Raw genomic sequence first — 24,134 nt, 5'->3', positions numbered from 1 at the left:
GCGGGAGTGCTGTTGCCGTCATACAGCCCGACCGTCATAGGTCACAGGTCATCGACTCGGAGGGAGCCGCGATGCACTGCCCGTTCTGCCGCCACGACGACAGCCGCGTCGTCGACAGCCGCACCAGTGACGACGGCACATGCATCAAGCGGCGCCGCCAGTGCCCGACGTGCGGCAAACGCTTTTCCACGCTCGAAACTGCCAGCCTCACTGTCGTGAAGCGATCCGGTGCCAGCGAGCCGTTCAGTCGCGGCAAGGTGCTGGTCGGCGTCCGCAAAGCCTGCCAGGGGCGCCCGGTCAGCGAGGACGACCTGGCCCTGCTCGCCCAGCAGGTCGAGGAGTCGATCCGCATGCTAGGCGCCGCCGAGATCGACGCCCACGACGTGGGTCTGGCAGTGCTTGCACCGCTGCGCAGCCTGGACGAGGTCGCCTATCTGCGGTTCGCCAGCGTCTACCAGGCATTCGACAACCTGGAGGACTTCGAGGCCGCGATCACGCTGTTGCGCGCCGAACGCGCAGCGAGCGGTGTCGAGCCCGCCACCGCTGTCGGTGGTCCCAGCGACACTGATTGACAGACGACAGCACCCGATCTCAGCACCGCCCGACATACCTGCAGTTCCACCTTCGTCATCCGCACCACATCGCCATACATCTCTTGGAGGACACGCATGACAGACACGGCCGACACCCGTCCGAAGACTCGCCGCGCAGGTGCGGGCGTGCACGTCGAACGCATCTTCACCACCCCTGGTGTGCATCCGTATGACGAGGTCACCTGGGAGTCGCGCGATGTCGTGCAGCAGAACTGGAAGACCGGCGAGACCATCTTCGAACAGCGCGGTGTGGAGTTCCCCGAGACGTGGTCATTGAACGCCTCGACCATCGTCACGACGAAGTACTTCCGTGGCGCGCTCGGCACACCCGCTCGTGAGACCAGCCTCAAGCAGCTGATCGACCGCGTCGTGCTGACCTACGTCAAGGCCGGCAAGGACAACGGTTATTTCGCCTCCGACGACGATGCCGAGATCTTCGAGCACGAGCTGACCTGGTCACTGCTGCACCAGGTGTTCAGTTTTAACTCGCCGGTGTGGTTCAACGTGGGCACCAAGTCCCCGCAGCAGGTGTCGGCGTGCTTCATCCTCAGCGTCGAGGACTCGATGGACTCGATCCTCAACTGGTACAAGGAAGAGGGCTTCATCTTCAAGGGCGGCTCCGGCGCCGGCCTCAACCTGTCACGCATCCGCTCGTCCAAGGAGCTGCTGTCCTCCGGCGGCACCGCCAGCGGTCCGGTGTCGTTCATGCGTGGTGCCGACGCGTCTGCGGGCACCATCAAGTCCGGTGGTGCCACCCGTCGTGCGGCCAAGATGGTTGTCCTCGACGTCGACCACCCCGACATCGAGGAGTTCATCGAGACCAAGGCGCGTGAGGAAGACAAGATTCGCGCGCTGCGCGACGCCGGTTTCGACATGGATCTCGGCGGCCGAGACATCACCTCGGTGCAGTATCAGAACGCCAACAACTCCGTCCGTGTCAGTGACGAGTTCATGCGCGCGGTGGAGGAGGGCACCTCCTTCGGTCTGCGCGCCCGCGGCACCGGTGAGGTCATCGAACACGTCGACGCCCGTGGCCTCTTCGACAAGATCAACAAGGCCGCGTGGGAGTGTGCCGACCCCGGCATCCAGTACGACGACACGATCAACGCCTGGCACACCAACCCCGAAACCGGCCGCATCACCGCCTCGAATCCGTGCTCGGAGTACATGTCGCTGGACAACAGCTCCTGCAACCTGGCGTCACTGAACCTGTTGAAGTTCCTGCGCGATGACGACACCTTCGACGTCGCGGCCTTCCAGAAGGTCGTCGAGCTGGTCATCACGGCGATGGACATCTCGATCTGCTTCGCCGACTTCCCGACCGAGTCGATCGGTGTGACCACACGCGACTACCGTCAGCTGGGCATCGGTTACGCCAACCTGGGCGCGCTGCTGATGGCGACCGGCCACGGTTACGACTCCGAGGGTGGTCGTTCGCTGGCTGCGGCGATCACCTCGCTGCTGACCGGTGCGGCATACAAGCGGTCCGCCGAGCTTGCCGCGGTCGTCGGCCCGTATGCCGGCTACGCCCGCAACGCCGAGCCGCACCAGCGGGTCATGCGCAAGCACCAGGCTGCCAACGACCAGGTCCGGACGCTGGACGCGATGGATTCCGAAATCCACCGCTACGCCACCAAGGCGTGGGCCGACGTCGTCGAACTCGGCGCCAAGAACGGCTTCCGTAACGCGCAGGCGTCGGTGCTCGCACCGACCGGCACCATCGGCTTCATGATGGACTGCGACACCACCGGCATCGAGCCCGACTTCTCGCTGGTGAAGTTCAAGAAGCTTGTCGGTGGCGGTTCGATGCAGATCGTCAACCAGACGATCCCGCGGGCGTTGAAGAAGCTCGGCTACCAGGGTGAGCAGATCGAGGCCATCGTCGAGCACATCGCCGACAAGGGCCACGTCATCGATGCGCCCGGCTTGAAGCCCGAGCACTACGAGGTCTTCGACTGCGCGATGGGCCAGCGGGCGATTGCCCCCATGGGCCATGTGCGGATGATGGCCGCGACGCAGCCGTTCCTGTCGGGTGCCATCTCCAAGACGGTCAACCTGCCGGAGTCGGCGACGGTCGAGGAGATCGCCGAGGTGCACCTCGAGGGCTGGAAGCTGGGCCTGAAGGCGCTCGCGGTCTATCGCGACAACTGCAAGGTGGGTCAGCCGTTGTCCGACGGTGGGTCCACTGCCAAGGACAAAGCAGAAGCTGCCGAGAAGGTCGTGGAAAAGGTCGTCGAGTACCGCCCGGTGCGTCGTCGCCTGCCCAAGCGCCGCACCTCGCAGACCACGTCGTTCGCCGTCGGCGGCGCCGAGGGATATCTCACCGCCGGCACGTATGACGATGGTCAGCTCGGCGAGATCTTCCTGCGACTGGGCAAGCAGGGGTCGACGCTCGGCGGCATGATGGAGGCCTTCGCCCTGTCGATCTCGGTGGCCCTGCAATACGGCGTCCCGTTGGAGACCTACGTCGAGAAGTTCACGAACATGCGCTTCGAGCCGGCCGGCATGACCGACGACCCGGACGTGCGAATGGCGCAGTCGATCATGGACTACGTCTTCCGTCGTCTGGCGCTGGACCACCTGGACTTCGAGACGCGCTCGTTCATGGGCATCCACACCTCGGCCGAGCGGGCTCGTCAGCTCGAGACCGGGTCGTATGCCGAAGCCACCGACGACGCAGCAGCATCCGAGCCGGATGGCTCCGAGTTGGGCACACCCACCGACGCGGTCGTGACCGACGAGGCCACGTCGCAGGCGAGCCCAGTGGCGGCCGAAGCGTCCACTGCAGCAGGCGCCGACGTCGAATCCGGCTCCGGCGCAGCCAGCGCGCGCACGGTGTCCAGCGAGGTCCACTCGTCGGCCGAACTGCTGGAGAAGTTCCAGGGCAAGGCCGCCGACGCCCCGATGTGCATGACCTGCGGCACCAAGATGCGCCCCGCCGGTTCGTGCTACGTCTGCGAAGGATGCGGCAGCACCTCCGGTTGCAGCTGATCTCAGCGGCGACCACCGCCATCACTGTCAGCGGCTGAGCCCTCCGACAGCCGAACGGCCCCACACGACAAGTCGTGTGGGGCCGTTTGCGCTCGGTGTCGGTGACGCGAGGAGCCAGGGGTTGAGGTGGCAGTAGGTGTCGTTGCGAGGACTGGATAACAACAGCTGGTGCCAGGTCAACGAGAGGAGCGCAAGTTCGGGCGAGCGGGGGACGAGCGGAGGGGGCTGATCCGCGGGCGGTTCAGCCGGCCAGAGCAGCGGCCGCTTTGCTGGCCAGTGCGTTGAACGATGCGGTGTTGACGCCGCCCGGCGAAGACGCCATCACCACCAGCACCTCGTCACCTGAGGTCGTCCGCGCATACCAGGACCCGGTCTGCACACCCATCACTGTGCCGCCCTTGAACGACACCTGCCGCCACGACGTCGGAGTCGTTATCCCGGTCCGAGTGACGTCGAGAATCGACTGCAACGGCTCCAGACCCTTCTGTCGCACCAACCGCGCCAGCACCACCTGCGCTTTCGCGATATCCAGCGCTGACGCGAAGTACCCCAGGCCGTCCTGCCATCGCGCGGTCGTTCCGGCGCCGGTCGCATCGGGCACTGGTGAGCCCGGTGCCGTCGCCGGGGCCATCAGACTCATGCGCGTCTGTGTCGAGGCACCCGCCCATCGGGCACGTGCCTGAACCGCAGCCGCAGACGTCGACCACTCCAGCCAGATGTCCTGCCGGATCGTCGTGAACGGCACCAGCTTCGCCGCGTTGGACGAGCCGGTGCTCGCGACGGCCTTCGCCAAGGCGCTCTGACCGACAGCACGGATCAGCAGATCAGTGGCGGTGTTGTCGGAGATCTGGATCATCAGCGTCGCCGCTTGCTGCACGGTCACCGTCGAGCCGCTCGCCGCTCCGATCAGCGCTCCGCTGCCGGCTGCCTTGTCGGTGCTCTGCAGCGTGAGCCGCTGATCCCACCGTAGTGTCCCTGACTGCACTGCCTGAGCCACCGCGATGAGCACATAGAGCTTCACCATCGACGCCAGCGGCCGCGCGTCCGTCGGACCGGACTGGTGCACGATCTGCAACTGACCACTCGCCGTCATCTTCGCCGCCACCACTGCCACGTGCGGCGCCACCGACGATGCCTGCCGGTCGACCCGCGACCACGCCGCCGGCGTGGCACCGGTCGCCGGCAACACCGCCACCGGGCCGCCTGTTGCCGCCGAACTGGACGACCTCGACGCGCTGGCGGAGGGCAGCAAACTGACCGGGCTGCTCGGCGGTTCTGCGGAACTGCGGCCACCACAACCGGTCAGAACGCCACAGCTCAGCACGACGACGGCGGCCGTCATACGGCACGGGATTCGTTGCGGTGGACGCCTTTTCACCGGTAGGTCACCAGCCGGCGATCATGCTCCAGGTGGCCTTGTTCGTTGAACGAGAGCATCGTGCAGCCGCGCGGGCTGACCAGCAGCTTGCTGACGGCGGCGTTGATCACGACGCCGTTCAGCTGCGACCAGCGTGTCACGTCGCCGGCGAGCGAGCGCGCGGCCAGCACGCCGATCACCCCACCCGACGTCACGACCACGGTCGTGCCGTCGTCGTCCGCCACGCGCAGCAACGCCTGACGGCAACGGTCTGCAAACACCGAGAACGGCTCGACATCGATCAGCTCACCGGCCGTCCAAGCGTCGACGGCGCGCACGAAGGTCTGTTGATACTCCCGCGGCGTCACCGACTCGGTGACGGAAATCTTGCCGCCCCTCAGATGGCTCGCGACGACCGCGCGATGGTCGAACTCGTTCCAGTCGGAGTCGATGACTGTGTCCGGCGACCAGCCGGCCGCATCGGCCAGCGCGGCGAGGCTCGCCTGCTGGCGGCGCAGGCTTCCGCTCACGACCCGATCGGGCTGTATGCCGCGCGCCGCCAACGCCGCTCCGGTCACGCGCGCCTGCTCGTGCCCGAGCGGCGAGAGCACGTCGTAGTCGTCGGCGCCGAAGGACGCCTGACCGTGTCGCACCAGATAGATCAACCCCACAGACACGCACGGTAGCTGGTGGCGACGGCCGGATAGCGGACGCACCGACCGATCGTGGCGCTCGCGATGGGAGGATCACCGCGTGAAGGCGCTGCTCCTTGAGAACATCCATCCGCTGGCCGAGTCGATCCTGCGCGAGGCGGGTATCGAGGTCGAGACGCGCTCCGGCGCGCTCGACGAGGCCGAGTTGGTCGACGCTCTGCAGGGCGTCGACCTGGTCGGCATCCGGTCCAAGACCGAGATCACCGCAGAGGTGTTGGCCCAAGCGCCGTCCGTGCAGGCGATCGGCGCCTTCTGCATCGGCACCAACCAGATCGCGTTGTCCGACGCGGCGGCCAAGGGCATCGTCGCGTTCAACGCGCCCTTCTCGAACACCCGCAGCGTGGTCGAGTTGGTGATCGCCGAGATCATCGTCATGGCGCGTCGCCTGACCGAAAAGGACGGCGCCCTGCACCAGGGTGTCTGGGACAAGAACGCCACCGGCGCGCACGAGATCCGCGGTCGCAAGCTCGGCATCGTCGGCTACGGCAACATTGGCTCACAACTGTCGGTGGTCGCCGAGATGCTCGGCCTGCAGGTCTTCTTCTACGACACCGACGACAAGCTGGCGCTGGGCAATGCGCACCGCTGCGACTCGTTGGAGGAGTTGCTGCAGACCGCCGAGGTCATCACGCTGCACGTCGACGGCCGCTCGGGCAACGCCGGATTCTTCGGAGCCGAGCAGTTCGCGATGATGCGGCCGCGCTCGCTGTTCCTGAACCTCTCCCGCGGCTTCGTCGTCGACTATGACTCGCTGCGCGAGAACCTCGAATCAGGGCACATCGCGGGCGCATCGGTCGACGTCTTCCCGACCGAGCCGAAGCGTCGCGGTGACGCCTTCGAGTCACCCTTGCAGGGCATCCCCAACGTGATCCTCACCCCACACATCGGCGGATCGACCGAGGAAGCCCAGGAGGACATCGGCCGGTTCGTCGCCACGAAGCTGCGTGACTTCGTGCACCGCGGCACGACCACCCTCAGCGTGAACCTGCCGTCGTTGACGATGGAGGCTCGTCCCGGTGGTCGTCGGATCTCCCACCTGCACCTCAACACCCCCGGCGTGCTGGCCAAGGTCAACGGCATCCTCGCCGATCACGGCGTCAACATCGAAGGCCAGTTGCTCAACACCAAGGGCGAGGTCGGCTACGTGGTGACAGATGTGGCGGATCTGCCGCACGAGGCGCTGGCGCAGTTGAAGTCGATGCCCGAGACGATTCGGCTGCGCGTCATCGACTGAGCGCGACCGCCAACCGGTCCGCAGCGTCGGCGATCACAGCGTGCGTCGTGGCAAGCGTCAGACGCATGAATCCCGTGGCGCCACAGTCGGTTCCGTCGGTGCCGAGCACGCCGCTGCGCTCGGTCAACTCCGCAGCCGACATGTCGGTGCCGCCCAGATCGAGCCAGTGGATGTAGGTCGCCGCCGGTGGCGTGTAGCCCACGTGCGGCATCCGGGTCGCCACGGCCTGCGCGAACAGGTCGCGCCCACTTTGCAGATACGCGATCGCCTGATCCAGGTGATCGACCCCTGACGGGCTGTATGCCGCAGCTGCCGCCACGGCTCCCAGCGGAGAAGTGCCGTGCCGAGCCACCATCGGTGCTTCGTCCCACCGGCGCCGCTGTTCACGGCTGCCCAGGATCAGCTGCGCGCACGCCAACCCCGGCAGATTCCAGCCCTTCGACGCCGACACCGCAGTCACGCTGTGCGCCGCGGTGCGATCGTCCAGCGAGGCATACGGGATGTGCCGCGAGCCGTAATACACCAGGGGAGAGTGGATTTCGTCGCAGAAGACGACCGAGCCGGTCCGTTCGACGACGTCGGCGATCTGTAGCAACTCGGCACGGGTCGCGACCTGGCCGGTCGGGTTGTGCGGGTTCACCAACACGAGCAGTCCGCCGCCTGCGAGAGCCTGTCCGAGTCGCTCCGGGTCCAGCGAATACCGCCCGGACACCCGCTCCATGGGCACTGTTCGCAGTGGTCGGCCGAGCACACCCGGCAGATCCAGGAACGGCATGTACGCCGGCGTCGGCAGCACGATCGGCAATCGCGTGTCGAAGATGAACGACGCCGAAAAGCTCAGTGCCGCAAGCACATCCGGCAACAGGTGCACCTGCTCAGCCCCGACCTGCCAACCGAACCGCGACCTCTGGAAATCGGCGCACGCTGCCTCGGCCACTTCCGACGTGGCTGGTGGCAGATACCCGGTCAGCCCGCGATCCAGTGCATCGTCGAGTGCTGCACGGATGACGGGAGCCATCGGCAGGTCGGACTCCGCCACGAAGGCACCCAACTGGTCCGGACCTGGCACGGTCCATTTCAGCGAGCCGCGTTCGCGGAGTCGGTCGGTGGTCAGATCCTGCAGAGCTGCAACGAAATCCACCCTCGACAGGTTACCGGCGCGGGGTGAACGAGAGCCGGAAACCTTCCGGCATCAGGGTCAGCCGCTCCGAGATCGTCAGCTCGTAGTCCGGATCAGCCTCGAAGTCGTACCGATGACACAGCCGCGCCAACACCAGCACCGCCTCGTGCAGGGCGAATTGCCTTCCGATGCAAGCACGTTCGCCGGTGCCGAAGGGCAGATAGGTGTGTGCCGGTCGCGCCTTGATGGCAGCCGGCAGGAACCGGTCGGGATCGAACTCGAGCGCGTCGTCACCCCACACCTTCGGGTCGCGATGCACCTCCGAGGCCATCACGATACACCAGTCGGACGGTGTCATGCGGTACTTCCCGCCGATGACCGTCTCCTGCCGAGGGCCGCGAGCGAACCCCGGAGCGGTCGGCCACAGTCGCAGAGATTCGTCCAGCACTCTGCGCAGGTAGCGGAACTTGGCGACCTGCTCGAAGCTGGGCTCGGCATCCGGATCGTCGCCGAGTATGGCGTCGGTCTCGGCCGCAGCAGCAGCCCGCACAGCCGGCTGCGTCGCGAGATAGTACATCGCGAATGACAAGGCGCCAGAAGTGGTTTCGTGGCCAGCCACCAGGAAGGTCAGGATCTGGTAGCGGATGTTCAGCCGGTCCAGTTTGGCGCCACTGGCCTCGTCGGCGGAGTGCAGCATCAGGCCCAGCAGGTCCTGACCACCGGCGTCGTTGCCCGCCAATCGCTGATCGATGATGTCGTCGATCATGGAGTCGATGTACGCGCGTCCTGCGGCATACTCCTCCTTCCCGCGACGCAGCAACAGCGAGGCGAACGGCAGCGCGGCCAACGCCCCGCGTTGCTGACCGCGTTTGAGCGAGCGCACCATGGCCGCGACGAACGGATCGAGTTCTGTCTTGGTGAAGGATCCGAAGTCCTTGCTGAACGACGTGCGGCCGATGGTCTCCAGAGTCAGTTTCGTCAGTGCCGGGGAGACGTCGACCGGCTCCGTCGCCCGGTCGAGATGGTCGATGAGTTCGCCAGCCACCTGCAACATCGTGGAGTGATAGCCCTGCATCGCCGCTCTGGTGAAGGCCGGGCGCAGCAGGTCGTGCGCCAGCTGCCAGTTGGGCTCGTCCGAATACGCGGTGAACAGTCCGTCGCCGGCGACCTCCCGCAGCGCCGCGACTCCCGGCGCGAGCTTCTTCTCGAATCGCGACTCGTCGCAGAGTTCAGCCGCCAGCGCGGCGTCCCGCACGAAGACGAGCTTCTGCCCGAAAAGCTTGATCTCGAAGATCGGGCCGAGGCCCGCGGTGACGGCAACCGCCCGTTGAAGGGGGCGGCGGTCGTTGCCACGCAGCATCGTCGGAGCATCGTTGACGAACGGCCGGCGCCCCTTCGGATGGGGGAAGTCGTGATGCGGCCAGTTGGCCGGTGGGCGACGGGTCGCGGTGGGCATCAGATCTCCACATCACATCGGGGTCGGACGGACCTCACTGTAGTCCAGATCACAACAGCTGTAGTAAATCTTCACGACACCTGTAGTAACCGCCGTTTCCGTCAGTCGGGCAGATCCACGTACGGAATCTCGTACTGCCCGACGACCTGGATGCGGTGGTCGACATCCCCGGGCCATTCGACGGCGACCTGCCGCTGCCGCAGTGCCCTGGCGACGCGCTCGCCGATCTCGAGCGACCCGCTGCCGTCCTCGTTGAAGACCCCGAAGCCGATGAACAGCCGGTCCTCGAAGATCATCCGCTCCACGTCCGCGACCGTGCTGAAGCAGTAGCCGTCGACCCGGCCGCCCTCATTCAGCGTGATCTCAGCCGCCCGCACGACACCGTCGAGCGAGTCGTGCACCCCGATGCCCTCGCCGAATCCGAACACGATGCCGTCGGCGGCCAGTTCCTCCAGTGCGGTGATCAGGCCGTACGCCATCGGTGAGGCGTCGGGGACTGCCTCGTTGTGGTGTTCGATCAGCTTCGCGACCACGCCCGCCGCAAGATCCGGGCGCATCCCGGCATCCTGCAGCGCGGTGTCCTGGGAGATCTCCCATCGCAGCAGGTCGATGAGCTGCTGCCGACTGTCGGTGCCGATGCAGACCCGCGTCATGACCCGACCCACCGCGGTGCCTGGATCGGGTTTGAAGGCACCGATGAAGTTGCGTCTCCTGCCGCCGCCGCTCACCGTCACGCACCCCATCGTGTCAAAGCCACCCGATGGGGTGATCGGCGTCCGGCTGCCTCCGAGTGGTGCCGTAACCTTTTGCGCAAATCCCCGACCCCTCGGAGCTGTTGCACTGTGGCCTTGTCCGACATAACCCGCGATGACGTCCTAGCCGCGGTCAGCGAGTGGAAGGCCCAAGGGCGCGACTCGTTCCTGTCGTCCTACGGCTTCCAGGCCGACCCCGAACACGTGCTCCTGCACGAGGGTGAGCTGTATGACGCCGCAGCCCTCGCGGCGGCCGCCCACGGCTTCGCCCGGCCCGAGTTCGGAGCTCTGACGCCGGTCTCACTCCCGTCGCCAGACGAGGTGACCGCGCATCTGGCGGATCTGGGTTTCGACACCAAACGTGCGCACCGGGTCCAGCCGCCCAGCCCCAGCCGCCAGCGCGATCTGCGCCGGTGGCGGTCGACATACGAGCTCATCAAGGTCGCCGCCAACAATGACCCGGCGACCCAGGGCATCTGGGCCCAGGTCGACTCGCTGCGCGCCGATCGCGTCGCCGAGGCGCGTGAGTTGCTGGGCGACCTGGCGCTCGGGCGCGACCTGCAGGCATTTGTCGAGGCCTTCGCCGTGTGGTCCCGGCGCCCCGGCCCGTTCGCGGCGCAGGCTGTGTCGCTGCCGACCTGGCTGGGTCAGTTGCGCGGCAACGCCGGAGGCTATGAGCGTGACGCCGCCGACCTGCTGGTCGAGACGACCCGCACCCCCAACAACGACGACGAGGCTGCCGGCCGCATCCGGGCGCTCGAGGAGTTCGTCGGCCGTGATCTCGACGCTTCCCGCGTGGTGACGCTGCTGTCGCTTTTCTGGTCGACCGACGAGCGTGGCGACTGGCCGACCCTGTGGCCCGCCGGATCCGATCCGTTCCAGCAGCTCGGCTGGATGGGCCGTCACCTGGGCCATGCCGAGCGCTATCTGGCGTTCGCGGAGCTGTGCCGCAGCTTCGAGCCGGACGACCCGCGCACCGCCGAACGAACAGTGGGCTATCTCGGCAGCAAGGGCAGCTTCGTGGGGCTCGGCACTGCGCTGCCGGACGTCTGCGAGGAGGCCGCCGAACTCATCGAGGGCTACCGTCCCGCCTCCGGTTACACCGACGCCGAGGCCGAGGCGCTGGCAGCCGCGCTGGCGCTGCAGTTGCGCGGTGTCGCGACCTTGACCGTCCGCTCGCTGCACGCACCGCTGCAGCACGCTACCGGCCTGCGGCTGCACGAGACCAACCTGCAGACCCGCGTAGGCCAGTCCAAGGATGCGCCATACCGGGTGGACGCCCATGCCACGTGGACCCTGCCCGGCGGCATCGGTGCCCCCGGATTCCGGCTGTGGGTGACCCGCACGGGTGTCGCCGTCGGCCTGCACTCCGGCTGGGACGGTCCGGGGTCGGGGGAGCGGCACGAGCAGATCGGCCGTGCCGTCGAGCAGACCCTGCCCGAGGATTTGCGCTTCTTCCACCTGCGTGCGCTCGAAAGCGCCGACCGCGTCGAGCCGGTCGGTCGCGAGTTCCCCGGCGGCGAGGTGTATGTCGGTCGGTGGTGGCCGCATCCGCAGGCGCTGGGACGGGCGGATTTCGCCGCCGACGTCATCGAGACCGTCCGCGCGCTGTCGCCGCTGGTTGAGGTGATGGCCGGCAAGGAGCCCACCCCGACCGGCCCGGTCGACGTCGAATTGCTCTCGCAACTCGAGCGATTCGTGGCCGAGCGGCCGTACCCCAACGACCGCGACCGCTGGCATCTGGAGCAGCGCCGTGCGCTCGCCCAGAGTTTGGAACCCGCGGGCCTCGACGCCTTCGACCTGGCCGCCTTCCGGCGCGTCCTCGGTGGCCGGTCCTACGGACACCCCGGCACACACTCGGTGCTGCAGGCGAGCCTGGCCAGCATGGATGCCGCAGGCCTCGACGCCTTCGCGCGCTCGCTGAAGCAGTTGTTGTGGGGCGAGGGCGACGACGTCGCCCGCATCGAGCACATCCTCGGTGACGGCTCCCCGGCTGCAGGCCTTGGTGAGGCGGTCGTCATGAAGCTCATGGCCATCGCGCACCCCGGGCGGTATCTGCCGCTCTACTCCCTCGGCGGTGCCGACGGCAAGGTCGCAGTCGCGCGCGCCATCGGCGTCGAGCTGCCCCCGATCGACAACCCCAACCGCGCGCGCTTGCACGTGGTCGCCAACGACCGGCTGCGCGCTCGCCTGGAGCCGCTGCTGCCCGCGGACCCGTGGGGACAGGTGCAGTTCGCCCTGTGGCTGCTGCGCAAGGGTGAGTCGGTCGCCGACCCGGAGCGCGACCTCATCGCCGAGGCAGCCGGCGAACTACTCGTCGACGAAGACTTCCTGCGCGAGGTGCACGGTCTGCTGGAGGACAAGAAGCAGGTCATCTTCTACGGCCCGCCCGGCACCGGCAAGACCTATCTGGCGCAGCGCCTCGCGGCCGCCTTGCAGCCGGACTCCAGCAAACGCCAGGTCGTGCAGTTCCACCCCTCGACCTCGTACGAGGACTTCTTCGAGGGCTTCCGCCCGCGGCTGGATGCCGACGGGCAGATGGTCTACGAGCTGCGGCGCGGGCCGCTTGCCATGCTGGCCGAGGCCGCCGAGGCCGACCCGACCACCCCGCACATCATGCTGATCGACGAGATCAACCGGGCGAACCTGCCGCGTGTCTTCGGTGAACTGCTGTATCTGCTCGAGTACCGCTCGCAGTCGGTGATGACGTCATACCGCCCGGACGAGGGCTTCGAACTCCCGCCGAATCTGTACTTCATCGGCACCATGAACACCGCCGACCGCTCGATCGCCCTGGTCGACGCCGCCCTGCGCCGCCGGTTCCACTTCGTGCCGTTCATGCCGCACGAAGGTCCGATGGAGGGCTTGCTGCGACGCTGGCTGATCACCCACGAGGGCCCCGTCTGGGTCGCCGGCGTGGTCGACTTGGTCAACGACGAGTTGCGGCGTGCGCTGCGCGGTCCGCATCTGCAGATCGGGCACAGCCACTTCATGGTCGAAGGGCTGGATGACGCTGCGCTGCAACGCATCTGGACCTACAGCATCTACCCGTTCATCGAGGATCAGTTCTACGGCCGCGAGGACGTGCTGCGCACCTTCACCTGGCACAGCGTCGTCGAGCGGCACGGTCCTCGGGCTCGCGCGGCGGCCGGTGAGCTGCCGCCGCCGGCATCGAACTGAGACCGGGCCGCTTCGTGGAGTTGCGCCTGGTCGAACACAGCGACAGCGCACCGGTGCGCTTGGACCGGGCTGCCCGGGAGGCACTGCTGGCGACCGCCGGCGGCAAGATCGCCATCCAGGCGACAGCCGACCCCGAGCGGGTCACGTTGCGGACCGGTGCCTGGGTCGGCGCGGTCACCGTTCCGGGACTGACCATCCGGGTGCAGCCGCGTGCGCCGATGGAGAACCTCTTCACGATGTTCTCCGCCGGTCTCGCTGGCGACGACTGGTCCAGTGCCTCGGTCGGTTGGGCAGCGGACACCGAAGTCGTCGACGGCGTTGCCGCCTTCCTGTTGCGCTCGATCGACGCAGCAACACGGCGTGGGCTGCTGCATGGCTACGTGACGATCGAGGAGGATCTCAGCGTGCTGCGCGGCCGGCTGCTGGTCGAGCAGCTCGCGACCAGGCCGTGGTCGGCGGCCTCCCCGCCGTGCCGGTACGACGAGTTCACTGCGGACATCGCCGCAAACCAGCTGTTGCTGTGTGCAGTGCGGCAGGTCCTCACCTGGCCGGACCTGCCGCCGCTCGTGCGCCGCGACGGCCTGCGGCTGGTGCAGCGATTCGAGGGAGTCAGCCAGGTCGACCCGTCGGCTCTGCCGGTCGACATACCGATCACGCGGCTCAACGAGCACTATGCGCCTGCCCTCGACCTGGCACGAAAGGCCCTGGAAGGCATCACGATTCGTCACCTCGACGGCGAACACACCGCCCACTCGTTCATGGTCGACATGGACGACCTGTTCCGGCGGTGGATCACGGTCGAGCTGAGCAACCGGCTCTGGCCGCAGATCAGTCTCGACGAGCGTCCGCAGCATGCGCTCGACGTGCAGGAGCAGTTGCACTTCACGCCCGACCTGCTGCTGCGCCGTGACCGTGACCCGGTGCTGGTCGGTGACGTCAGCTACTGCCTCGACACCGTGGGCCACGGTGGCTCCGACTTCTACCCGTTGTTGGCGTACGCCTCGGCGCTGGGCCTGGAGGCCGGTCTGCTGATCTATGCGCAGGCGGAAGAGCCGCCGGCGCCCGAGGTCGTCGTCCGTAATATCGGCACCCGACTGCTGTGTGTGCCGCTGCGGCTCAACGTGCCGGCGGCGCGGCTGGCCGGGTCGTTGGACACCCTCGCCGAGCTGGTACGCGTGGTGTCGTACCCGCGACGTGCGTCGGTTCGCAACTGAGGTGCAACCGGAAGACGCCGAGCACCGTCATACTTGAGGTTCAGACGCAAGGGAGGGGGCTCACCCGTGGGCAAACTGGTGATCGTGCTGGTGCTGATCGTGCTGGCGTCGTTCGTCTGGTATTTCGCCAAGTCCAAGGTGAGCCGTGTGCACGGCCAGGTGCGTGATCGGGCGATCGAGGGCAACATCGGCCGGGCGCTCACCGCCGGCCCTGCCACCAAGCACCTGGCGATGATGGGGCGCACACTGACCCTTGGAGCCGATCCGCAGCGCGCCGGTGAACTCGTCACCCATGTGGCGACGGCTGATGCCCGCGTCACCGATGTGCGGGCCGATGCCGGGACCGTGGTCATCACCATCGATGGTTCCTACCCACGAGCACGGGCGCACCTGCTGGCCGATCGCACGGTGATCGGCATCGAGGCGATGACCTGGGAGATGGGTTTCCCGCAGGGTGCCGCGGTCTGGGACCGCATCGCCACGGCGATCACCACTGCCGCTGGCCACCAAGGCATTCCGGTGGGGGAGGGAGCGCGGCATTTCGTGCGCGATCCCGCCGCCGGCAACGACCCCGAAGTCTGGACAGTGCAAGTAGCCTGACCCGCGATGTCACATCAGTGTCACCATCCTGAGGAGAAATAGTCAGATGAGAAGCGCATCCAGCCGGTTCATGACCAAGGCGCGCGTCGTCGTCCCGCTCGCTGCGGTCGCTGTTGCGCTGGCGGGCTGCGGTGCGAGCGCTCCATCCGCTGCTCCGCCGTCCGGGGCGACTCCGGCCGCGACAGGGACGTCGCCCGCCGCGGCACCGTCCACCTCGACCGGTGTGCCGACCGTGTCGTCTGCTCCCACTACCTCGAGTGCCAACGCCGGAGCCACGTGCACGACCGACGACGGAAGCTCCATCATCACGCCGGGAGTGCTTGCGCCCAGCACCAAGAAGGCTGCCTGGGGCAAGCCGTTGACCTTGTCGCAGACGTATGGCGGCACGGCCTCTGTCACCCCGTCGTTGCCGGTGGCCAAGAAGGCGTCCTCCAGCGACCTCCTCGGGCCGCCGGCCGGCCAGCAGTACCTCTTGGTCAAGGTCACGATCACGTACAAGTCGGGCTACAGCGTCGTGGTGGGCTCGACCGATTTCACCCTCCGCGACACGAGCAACAACGTCTGCTCGTCGGACTCGTTCAGCAGCGCAGTTCCGTCGCAGCAGCAGTTCGACATCGCAAACCTCGACAGTTCGTCGAGGACCTACACCGGCACGCTCGTGTTCGACGTGCCGATCGGCCAGGACTACTCCAAGTACACGCTGCTGTACCTCGATGACATGAGCTCCAGCGCCCAAGCCCAGATCGCCTGGACGAACTGACCGTCCGGCTATGACCGAGAGCCCGCTGAGCGGACCTGTGCTCGGCGAGGCTGACGAGCAGCGACGTCGTGGCCTGCGCCAAATGCGGTTGATCGCGCTGTCGTTGCTGGTGCTGGCCGCTGTCATCTTCGTCGTCACACATGGCCGTCACGGGGTGTGGGGATACGTCAACGCCGCCTCCGAAGCCGCGATGGTGGGTGCGGTCGCCGACTGGTTCGCGGTGACCGCGCTCTTCCGGCATCCGTTGGGCCTGAAGGTGCCGCACACCGCGATCATTCCCGAGCGCAAGGACTCCATCGGCCGCAGCCTGGAGGACTTCGTCACCGACAACTTCCTGACCGCCGACAATGTGCAGCAGCGGTTGGCATCTGCGCAGGTGCCGATGCGCGTTGGTCGGTGGCTGCAGCAGGAGGGCAATGCCGACCGGGTCGTGCGTGAGTCCGCTCCGGCGCTCGCGCGTGCCCTGCAATCGGTGAGCGACGAGGAGGTCGCGCGCTTTCTGGACGGGGTGGTGCTGCCCAGGTTCACCAAAGAGCCCGTGGCCGAATTGCTGGGATCCTTGCTGGACAACGTCATTCGCGATCAGTCGCACCGGCCGCTGGTCGATCTGGTCGTGCGCGAGTTGCACGACTGGGTCCGTGACAACGAGGCCACCGTCATACAGATCCTGGGTCAACGCGCGCCGTGGTGGTCACCGCGCTGGTTGGACGACACGGTGACCGCACGCATCCACGTCGAGATCCTGCGCTGGCTGGCCGATGTACGCGACAACCCCGACCACCAGATGCGCGCCGCGGTCGACAATCTGTTGCGGCAACTGGCGAACGACCTGCAGCACGACCCGGCCACGATGGCGCAGGCGGAGTCGCTGAAAGAGCACTTCCTGACGCATCCGTCGGTGTCGCGCTCGATGCTGTCGATCTGGGGGTCGCTGCAGCAGGCGGTCGTCGACGCGCTCGCCGACGAGCAGGGCCACCTGCGTGTACGTATGACGCAGGCCCTGCGCGACCTGGGGGGTCGTATCACCACCGATGACGAGTTGCGCGGGTCGCTGGACCGACGGCTCGGCGACATGGCCGGTCACGTCGTGACGACATACGGCCGGGAGATCTCGACCGTCATCTCGCAGACCATCGACCGCTGGGACGGCGACGAGGCCGCCCGCCGGATCGAGTTGCACGTCGGCCGTGACCTGCAGTTCATCCGCATCAACGGCACTGTGGTCGGTGGTCTCGTCGGACTGCTCATCTACGCCGTCGCCCAACTGCTCTAACTCCTGCGAAGACGTCCAGCCGTCCTGAGCGCGCCGACGCCCGCGCGGGTTCGCATGGTGAGAAAGGAGCGGTATGCAACCCATAACGTGCGCTAATCTCTGACTAGGTCATGAGTGTCAGCGCGTAAGCCCCGGCTTGCTGACCGGCAACCCTCCTGACGCGGTGGGGTGCCCCGGGTGAAGACCAGGCGTGGTGATGCCGATCATCGCCACGCAAGCGCGGGCATCACGAGCGTGGGTCCGCTGCCGGGCGTCTCATGCGAGTGCTCGGCGAACGAGCACGAGAGGCGCTCCCATGAGCGACAGCACCCCCAACTGGTCCTTCGAGACCCGCCAGATCCACGCCGGTCAGACCGTGGACAGCACCACGGGTGCGCGGGCCCTGCCGATCTATCAGACGACGTCCTACGTCTTCAACGACACCGACCACGCGGCGAATCTGTTCGGGCTGAAGGAATTCGGCAACATCTACACCCGGCTGATGAACCCCACGACCGACGTGGTCGAGCAGCGCATCGCCAGCCTGGAAGGTGGCGTCGGCGCCCTGCTGGTGTCCTCGGGGCAGGCGGCGGAGACGCTGGCGTTCCTCAACATCGCTCAGGCCGGCGATCACATCGTGGCCAGCCCGAGTCTGTACGGCGGCACCTTCAACCTGCTGAAGCACACCCTGCCCAAGCTGGGCATCTCGGTGACCTTCGTCGAGGACACCAAGGATCTGACCAGCTGGGAGGCTGCCTTCCAGCCCAACACCAAGCTGGTCTTCGGTGAGACCATCGCCAACCCCAAGCAGGAGATCCTCGACATCGAGGCGGTCGCGAAGATCGCCCACGACCACGGCGTCCCGTTGGTCGTCGACAACACGGTGGCCACGCCATACGTGCTCCGCCCCATCGAGCACGGCGCCGACATCGTGCTGCACTCGGCCACGAAGTACCTCGGCGGGCACGGCACGTCGATCGGCGGCGTCCTGGTCGACAGCGGCAACTTCGACTTCGCCAAGGACCCGGAGAAGTTCCCCGGCTTCAACACGCCGGACGAGTCCTACCACGGGCTGGTCTACGCACGTGACCTCGGCGTCGGCAGCGCTCTTGGCGCGAACCTTGCCTTCATCCTCAAGGCTCGCGTGCAGTTGCTGCGTGACCTCGGTTCGTCGATCTCCCCGTTCAACGCCTTCCTGCTTGCCCAGGGCATCGAGACATTGAGCCTGCGCATCGAGCGCCACATCGCCAACGCGCGTCAGGTCGCCGAGTGGTTGAACCAGCAGGAGCAGGTGCTCGGCGTCCGATGGGCATCGCTGCCGGGCAACAGCGACTACGAACTCGCCCAGAAATACACGCCGTTGGGCTCCGGTGCCGTGCTGGCGTTCGAGATCGACGGCGGTGTCGAAGCGGGCAAGAAGTTCGTCGAGGCACTCACCCTGCACTCCCACGTGGCCAACATCGGCGACGTGCGCTCGCTGGTGATCCACCCCGCTTCGACCACCCACTCCCAGGGCCCGGACGAGGATCGCCTCGCAGCCGGAGTGACCCCAGGTCTGGTGCGCCTGTCGGTGGGTCTGGAGCACATCGACGACATCCTGGCCGACCTCGAGCAGGGCTTGCGCGCCGCGAAGGTCTGACGCTTCACCTCGGGTATGCCGCAGACGCCTCCGGCATGCCCGGCGTGATCGCCGGTCTCGGGGGAGCCGGCGAAGGAGAAAAACCAGTTGCCGGGCCACGGTCGCATCAGCGATCGTGGCCCTCGGCATACGTATGCCGCATCGGCCGCCCTCACCTGCGGCGATGTCAACGGAAGGAGCGTGTCATGCACATGAGCGTCCCGGGTGCCCTGCGCGCCCATCACACTTCTTCCGACAGGAGCACCACGCGTGCAGCACGATCCGGAGGCGTCCGCCTCACCTGACCGCGGCGAAGCCGAATCCTTCGATCAGCATTACGTTTTCGACTACACCCCCGTCGACGAACTGGCCGCGGGCCAGCGTTGGTCCACCTGGGGTCAGTGCCAACCACTGAGCCGTGGACCGCAGCCGTGGCCGGACTGGGTGGTCACCGACGACGCCGCCGTCGACACCGAGCTCGGAGTCCTCAAGACCGGCAAGGAAGCCGATGTCTTCATCGTCGAGCGCGCGGCGCCGTTCGACGATCGAACGGCCCGTATGGCGGCGAAGCGCTACCGAGACAGCGATCACCGCACCTTCCACCACAACGCGGCGTACCTCGAGGGGCGCAGAATGCCGAGGAAGGGCGGCCGCGAGGCACGCGCTCTCGCCAAAGGCAGCAGTCACGGCCGGGCCGTTGCCGCGGGCATGTGGGCCTGGGCGGAATGGGAGCGACTGGTGCAACTGCATCGCGCCGGTCTGCCAGTGCCGTATCCGGTGCAGATCGACGGCACCGAGATCCTGATGGAGTTGGTCTGCGACCCCGACGGGCAGCCGGCGCCGCGCCTGTCGGCGACCAGGCCCGGTCCGGACCTGCTGGACTCCTTGTGGCAGCAGCTGACCGACACGCTCACCGGGCTGGCGGCATGCGGTTACGCGCACGGGGACCTGTCGGCATACAACCTGCTGGTCGCGGGGGAGCGCCTGGTCATCATCGACCTGCCGCAAGCCGTCGACCTGGTCGCCAATCCGCGCGGCATGGAGTTCCTGCATCGCGACTGCCGCAATGTTGCAGGATGGTTCGCCGCCCGCGGCCACCGCGGTGATGCCGAGGAATTGTTCGCGCACGCGGTGGCGGCCGCTTTCTGAGATGCTCACCGGCCGCGGCCGCCCGAGGCATGGCGAAAGCCCCGGTCGGTGTGTGTGCGCCGCGCGGTTCCGGGCGCCGTTCGGAGACCACTCTGATGCCCGCTCCCGACAATTGATTTCGCGTCCCAACACCCGGTTTGGGACACTGGAGCCGATCACCATGCCCTCATCTGATGCCACCGAGCCGCCGCAGCGCCGGCCCCGCCGTCGCGGATCCCGCGCCCGGCCGGAACTATCCCAGGGCGAGAAGTCCCGGCAGCAGCCGCGTGGCCGCCGCAGCGGTCAGGGGCGGCCACGCGAGAACGAGCAGCAGCGGGCGGCGCGTCTGCAGCGTCGGCGCGACACCGTCCCGCCGATCACGTATCCCAAGGACCTGCCGGTCGTCGCCGCTCGCGACGAGATAGTAGCGGCGATTCGCGACCACCAAGTCGTGATCGTGGCTGGCGAGACTGGGTCGGGCAAGACCACCCAGTTGCCCAAGATCTGCCTCGAACTCGGCCGCGGCATCGAGGGGATGATCGGGCACACCCAGCCGCGGCGCATCGCAGCACGGTCGGTGGCCGAGCGCATCGCCGAAGAACTCGACGTGCCGATCGGCGCGGCGGTGGGTTACCAGGTGCGCTTCATGGAACAGGCCAGCAAGGACAGCCTGGTCAAGGTGATGACCGACGGCATCCTGCTTGCCGAGTTGCAACGCGACCGCGAGTTGCGGCGCTACGACACGTTGATCATCGACGAGGCGCACGAGCGGTCGCTCAACATCGACTTCATCCTGGGCTACCTGCGCCAGCTACTGCCGCGCCGACCTGATTTGAAGGTCATCATCACCTCGGCCACGATCGACCCCGAGCGATTCGCGGATCACTTCGCAGTGGATGGCGTTCCGGCGCCGATCATCGAAGTGTCCGGCCGCACCTTCCCGGTCGAGGTGCGCTACGCGCCGCTGGTCCGCACCGACGGCGACCAGGAGGTCGACGTCGATCAGGTCACCGGCATCGTCGACGCCGTCACCGACCTCTGGACGGAGGCTCGACCCGACGGCGGTCCGCAGGACGTCCTGGTCTTCTGCTCCGGCGAGCGCGAAATCCGTGACGCCGCAGACGGTTTGGCGGGTCTGAACCTTCCCGCCACCGACATCCTGCCGTTGTACGCCCGGCTGTCGGCGGCCGAGCAGCATCGAGTCTTTGCGCCCTCCGGCCGGCGCCGCATCGTGATCGCGACCAATGTCGCCGAGACATCGCTCACCGTCCCGGGTATCCGGTATGTCGTCGACACCGGCACCGCGCGCATCTCCCGCTACAGCCAGCGCACCAAGGTCCAACGGCTTCCCATCGAGCCGATTTCACAGGCGTCCGCCCGGCAGCGCTCGGGCCGCTGCGGCCGCCTGGCCGACGGGATCGCCATACGGCTGTACTCGCAGGACGACTTCGACGCGCGCCCGGAGTTCACCGACCCCGAGATCCTGCGGACCAACCTGGCGTCGGTGATCCTGCAGATGACCTCACTCGGCTTGGGCGACGTGTCGAGGTTCCCGTTCGTCGAGCCGCCGGACCCCCGTCAGATCACCGACGGCGTCCGTCTGCTCGAAGAACTCGGCGCCGTGCACGAGGCGCGTGGCACCAGCGAGCGTCGCACGCTGACGGCATACGGTCGCGCCATCGCGGCGCTGCCGGTGGACCCGCGGCTGGCCAGGATGCTCATCGCCGCGGCCGAGAGCGGGGCGCTGCGCGAGGTGCTGGTCATCGTGGCAGCGCTGTCGATTCAGGATCCGCGCGAGCGCCCGGCCGATGCTCAGGCGCAGGCCGACCAGTCCCACGCCCGGTTCAAGCACGAGACCAGCGACTTCCTCAGCCTGCTCAACCTCTGGCGCTATCTCGGGGAGCAACGGAAAGCCCTGTCCAGCAGCGCTTTCCGGCGCATGTGCAAGCGCGAGTATCTCCATTATCTGCGGATCCGCGAGTGGCAGGATCTGCACTCCCAACTGAAGCAGGCGTGCAAGCAGCAGGACCTGCGGATGAGCGAGAATCCCGCCGCTGAAGCCACGATCCACCAGGCGATGCTCTCAGGTCTGCTGTCGCACATAGGTCTGCGTGACGCCGACAAACGCGACTACCAGGGCGCGCGAGGTGCCCGCTTCGGCCTACAGCCCGGGTCGACGCTGTTCCGCCGGCAGCCTGACTACGTGATGTCCGCAGAACTCGTCGAGACCACCCGCCTGTGGGCGCGCACCAATGCCGCCATCGACCCTGCCTGGGCTGAGGCGATCGGTGCTCACCTGGTGAAGCGGCAGTATGCCGAGCCGCACTGGTCGCGCAAGGCGGGCTCGGTGATGGCCGCCGAGCGGGTCACGCTGTATGGCGTTCCGCTGGTCGCCGGCCGGCAGGTGTCGTATGCGAAGGTCGATCCCGGAGCCGCCCGGGAGCTGTTCATCCGGCATGCGTTGGTCGAGGGCGACTGGGAGACGCGCCACGACTTCTACCGCGAGAACCGACAGCTGGTGGCCCGGCTCGCCGACCTCGAGGCCCGCGCGCGACGTCGTGACCTGCTCGTCGACGACGAGGCACTGTTCGACTTCTACGACGCCCGGATCCCCGAATCCGTCGTGTCCGCAGCGCATTTCGACTCGTGGTGGAAGACCGCCCACCGGCATACACCTGACCTGCTGGCGCTCACCGAGGACATCCTGTTGCGCGAGGACGTCACGGCCGTCGACGCCCGCGACTATCCCAAGACCTGGCGGCAGGGCGACCTCAAGCTGCGGCTGACCTACCAGTTCGAGCCAGGCGCCGACGCCGACGGTGTCACCGTGCACCTGCCGGTCGACCAGCTCAACCAGGTGACCGACGACGGCTTCGACTGGCTGGTGCCCGGTGTGCGGGAGGAACTAGCCGTCGCCCTGCTGAAGTCACTGCCGAAAGCGACGCGACGCAACTTCGTGCCGACGCCCGACCATGCCCGTCGTGCGTTGGAGCGCATCACCCCCGAACGCGGCTCGCTGACCGACGCGCTCGCGGCGGCACTGCGCGAGTCCACCGGTGTGAGCGTCCCGCGGGAGGAGTGGGACTGGGACCGCGTGCCCGACCACCTGCGGATGACCTTCCGTGTCGAGGACGCCCGCGGTGGTCGCCTGGCCGAGGGCAAGGACCTGAGCGTGCTGCAGGAGCAATTGGCCGGCCGGGTGCGGGGCGCGATGTCGCGCGCCGGTTCGTCGATCGAGCGAAAAGGCTTGACATCGTGGCAGATCGGGGACCTGCCTGCCACCTTCGAGCAGCGCAGCGGGCGCCGCACCGTGCAAGGATTTCCGGCTCTGGTCGATCACGGTGAGTCCGTGGCACTGGAGGTGCTGCCGACGGCATCCGAGCGCGACTTCGCCACCCGCCTCGGCATCCGCCGGTTGATCCTGCTCAATGTGACGGTGCCGTGGAAGCGCATTCTCGCCCTGTTCACCAACGCTCAGCGGCTCGCGCTCGGCAACAACCCGCACGGCTCGATGACCGCGCTGATGGACGACGTGCTTGCAACAGCGGTCGACGACATCGTCGCGCGCGACCTGCCGGGCGGCACCGTGCGCAGCGAGGCCGACTTCGACGAGGCGCTGCGAGTGGTGCGTCAGCAGCTGACTCCACGCGTGATCGAGGTCGTCGAGGCGCTGACGCCCGTTCTCGACCATGCTCGGCAGGTGCGTCTCGCGCTCGACGGCATGGCGCAGCCGTCCTTGACGCAGCTGCGCTCGCAACTGGAAGCCCAGCTGACCGGGCTGGTGCACCCCGGTTTCGTGGCCGCGGCCGGCGCGAGGCGATTGCGCGATCTGGATCGCTATCTGCGCGCCATGCTCGAGCGGATCGACAAGGCACCGTCGGATCTCGCCCGAGACCAGCAGCGCGCACAGGATGTCGACGCCGTCGAGGCGGAGCGTCAGAAGCTGATGGCGGCCTTGCCCACCGCGCGACGCACCGACCCCGACGTGGTCCAGTTGCGTTGGCTGACAGAGGAATTGCGGGTCAGTCTGTTCGCACAGCGACTCGGGACTCCTGTCCCGGTGTCACCGAAGCGGATCTTCGCGGCGATGGATGCGGTGGAGGACGCCACGACCTGAGGCGTGACTCTGCGCACATCCCGGGCGGCGGACCAGGCTTCGTCATACG

Annotated in this window: 16 protein-coding genes and 1 riboswitch; of the genes, 11 read left to right on the top strand and 5 right to left on the bottom strand. The window is 67.4% G+C overall.

The genetic code is table 11. The features are described from left to right. The first annotated feature begins 71 nt into the window (after positions 1-71). The gene (gene nrdR / locus BKA23_RS10435; RefSeq protein ID WP_145228456.1) at positions 72-572 is read left to right on the top strand and encodes a transcriptional regulator NrdR; all 501 of its coding nucleotides are present in this window, start codon (positions 72-74) and stop codon (positions 570-572) included. A gap of 96 nt (positions 573-668) precedes the next feature. Beyond that, positions 669-3,584 (top strand): vitamin B12-dependent ribonucleotide reductase, encoded by a 2,916-nt coding sequence (locus BKA23_RS10430; RefSeq protein ID WP_145227760.1) that lies wholly within the window; start codon positions 669-671, stop codon positions 3,582-3,584. A gap of 241 nt (positions 3,585-3,825) precedes the next feature. Here BKA23_RS10430 and BKA23_RS10425 read toward each other — a convergent pair whose 3' ends face one another. Continuing rightward, positions 3,826-4,926, bottom strand: a complete 1,101-nt coding sequence (locus BKA23_RS10425) for a serine hydrolase (RefSeq protein WP_145227758.1) — start codon at positions 4,924-4,926, stop codon at positions 3,826-3,828. 32 nt (positions 4,927-4,958) lie between these two features. Then, positions 4,959-5,618 carry a histidine phosphatase family protein gene (locus BKA23_RS10420; RefSeq protein ID WP_170226459.1) on the bottom strand — a complete coding sequence of 220 codons (660 nt, stop codon included), beginning with the start codon at positions 5,616-5,618 and terminating at the stop codon, positions 4,959-4,961. Between the two features lie 76 nt (positions 5,619-5,694). On the opposite strand from BKA23_RS10420, the gene serA reads away from it, so the two are divergent. After that, positions 5,695-6,888, top strand: coding sequence for a phosphoglycerate dehydrogenase (gene serA / locus BKA23_RS10415; protein WP_145227754.1), 1,194 nt, complete (start codon positions 5,695-5,697; stop codon positions 6,886-6,888). Here serA and BKA23_RS10410 read toward each other — a convergent pair. From BKA23_RS10410 to BKA23_RS10400, 3 genes are all read right to left on the bottom strand, one after another. Continuing rightward, positions 6,878-8,029, bottom strand: a complete 1,152-nt coding sequence (locus tag BKA23_RS10410) for a MalY/PatB family protein (protein WP_145227752.1) — start codon at positions 8,027-8,029, stop codon at positions 6,878-6,880. The two genes, serA and BKA23_RS10410, sit on opposite strands and share 11 nt — an antisense overlap. 10 nt (positions 8,030-8,039) lie before the next feature. After that, complete coding sequence (locus BKA23_RS10405; protein ID WP_145227750.1) at positions 8,040-9,464, bottom strand: cytochrome P450; 1,425 nt, start codon at positions 9,462-9,464, stop codon at positions 8,040-8,042. A gap of 101 nt (positions 9,465-9,565) precedes the next feature. Beyond that, complete coding sequence (locus BKA23_RS10400) at positions 9,566-10,198, bottom strand: DUF6891 domain-containing protein (RefSeq protein WP_145227748.1); 633 nt, start codon at positions 10,196-10,198, stop codon at positions 9,566-9,568. A gap of 114 nt (positions 10,199-10,312) precedes the next feature. Here BKA23_RS10400 and BKA23_RS10395 point away from each other — a divergent pair, with 114 nt between their 5' ends. From BKA23_RS10395 to hrpA, 8 genes are all read left to right on the top strand, one after another. Further along, entirely contained in the window at positions 10,313-13,396 is a 3,084-nt protein-coding gene (locus BKA23_RS10395; RefSeq protein WP_145227746.1) for an AAA family ATPase, read from the top strand. A 14-nt stretch (positions 13,397-13,410) separates the two neighbouring features. Continuing rightward, complete coding sequence (locus BKA23_RS10390) at positions 13,411-14,610, top strand: McrC family protein (protein ID WP_170226458.1); 1,200 nt, start codon at positions 13,411-13,413, stop codon at positions 14,608-14,610. Between the two features lie 66 nt (positions 14,611-14,676). Further along, positions 14,677-15,210 (top strand): hypothetical protein, encoded by a 534-nt coding sequence (locus BKA23_RS10385; protein ID WP_145227742.1) that lies wholly within the window; start codon positions 14,677-14,679, stop codon positions 15,208-15,210. 46 nt (positions 15,211-15,256) lie between these two features. Further along, positions 15,257-15,970 carry a DUF4352 domain-containing protein gene (locus tag BKA23_RS10380; protein WP_145227740.1) on the top strand — a complete coding sequence of 238 codons (714 nt, stop codon included), beginning with the start codon at positions 15,257-15,259 and terminating at the stop codon, positions 15,968-15,970. Positions 15,971-15,980: 10 nt separating this feature from the next. Next, entirely contained in the window at positions 15,981-17,243 is a 1,263-nt protein-coding gene (locus tag BKA23_RS10375) for a DUF445 domain-containing protein (RefSeq protein ID WP_246104568.1), read from the top strand. A gap of 106 nt (positions 17,244-17,349) precedes the next feature. Then, positions 17,350-17,469, top strand: a riboswitch (SAM riboswitch). A gap of 69 nt (positions 17,470-17,538) precedes the next feature. Then, a complete protein-coding gene (locus tag BKA23_RS10370) occupies positions 17,539-18,861 on the top strand; it encodes a bifunctional o-acetylhomoserine/o-acetylserine sulfhydrylase (protein WP_145227738.1) in 1,323 nt (440 codons plus the stop codon). A gap of 249 nt (positions 18,862-19,110) precedes the next feature. Further along, a complete protein-coding gene (locus BKA23_RS10365) occupies positions 19,111-19,989 on the top strand; it encodes a serine protein kinase RIO (RefSeq protein WP_145227736.1) in 879 nt (292 codons plus the stop codon). A 160-nt stretch (positions 19,990-20,149) separates the two neighbouring features. After that, positions 20,150-24,085, top strand: coding sequence for an ATP-dependent RNA helicase HrpA (hrpA, locus tag BKA23_RS10360; RefSeq protein WP_145227734.1), 3,936 nt, complete (start codon positions 20,150-20,152; stop codon positions 24,083-24,085). Positions 24,086-24,134 lie beyond the last annotated feature (49 nt).

Source organism: Rudaeicoccus suwonensis, assembly GCF_007829035.1.
Taxonomy (GTDB): Bacteria; Actinomycetota; Actinomycetes; order Actinomycetales; family Dermatophilaceae; genus Rudaeicoccus; species Rudaeicoccus suwonensis.
The sequence above is the reverse complement of the archived record's forward strand: the minus strand, read 5'-3'. Positions and strand labels throughout refer to the sequence as shown.

Excerpts from the sequence above, each read along its gene's own strand:
- nrdR (WP_145228456.1), top strand. The coding sequence starts at position 72 with ATGCACTGCCCGTTCTGCCGCCACGACGACAGCCGCGTCGTCGACAGC.
- BKA23_RS10430 (WP_145227760.1), top strand. The coding sequence starts at position 669 with ATGACAGACACGGCCGACACCCGTCCGAAGACTCGCCGCGCAGGTGCG.
- BKA23_RS10425 (WP_145227758.1), bottom strand. The coding sequence starts at position 4,926 with ATGACGGCCGCCGTCGTCGTGCTGAGCTGTGGCGTTCTGACCGGTTGT.
- BKA23_RS10405 (WP_145227750.1), bottom strand. The coding sequence starts at position 9,464 with ATGCCCACCGCGACCCGTCGCCCACCGGCCAACTGGCCGCATCACGAC.
- BKA23_RS10380 (WP_145227740.1), top strand. The coding sequence starts at position 15,257 with ATGAGAAGCGCATCCAGCCGGTTCATGACCAAGGCGCGCGTCGTCGTC.
- BKA23_RS10375 (WP_246104568.1), top strand. The coding sequence starts at position 15,981 with ATGACCGAGAGCCCGCTGAGCGGACCTGTGCTCGGCGAGGCTGACGAG.
- BKA23_RS10370 (WP_145227738.1), top strand. The coding sequence starts at position 17,539 with ATGAGCGACAGCACCCCCAACTGGTCCTTCGAGACCCGCCAGATCCAC.
- hrpA (WP_145227734.1), top strand. The coding sequence starts at position 20,150 with ATGCCCTCATCTGATGCCACCGAGCCGCCGCAGCGCCGGCCCCGCCGT.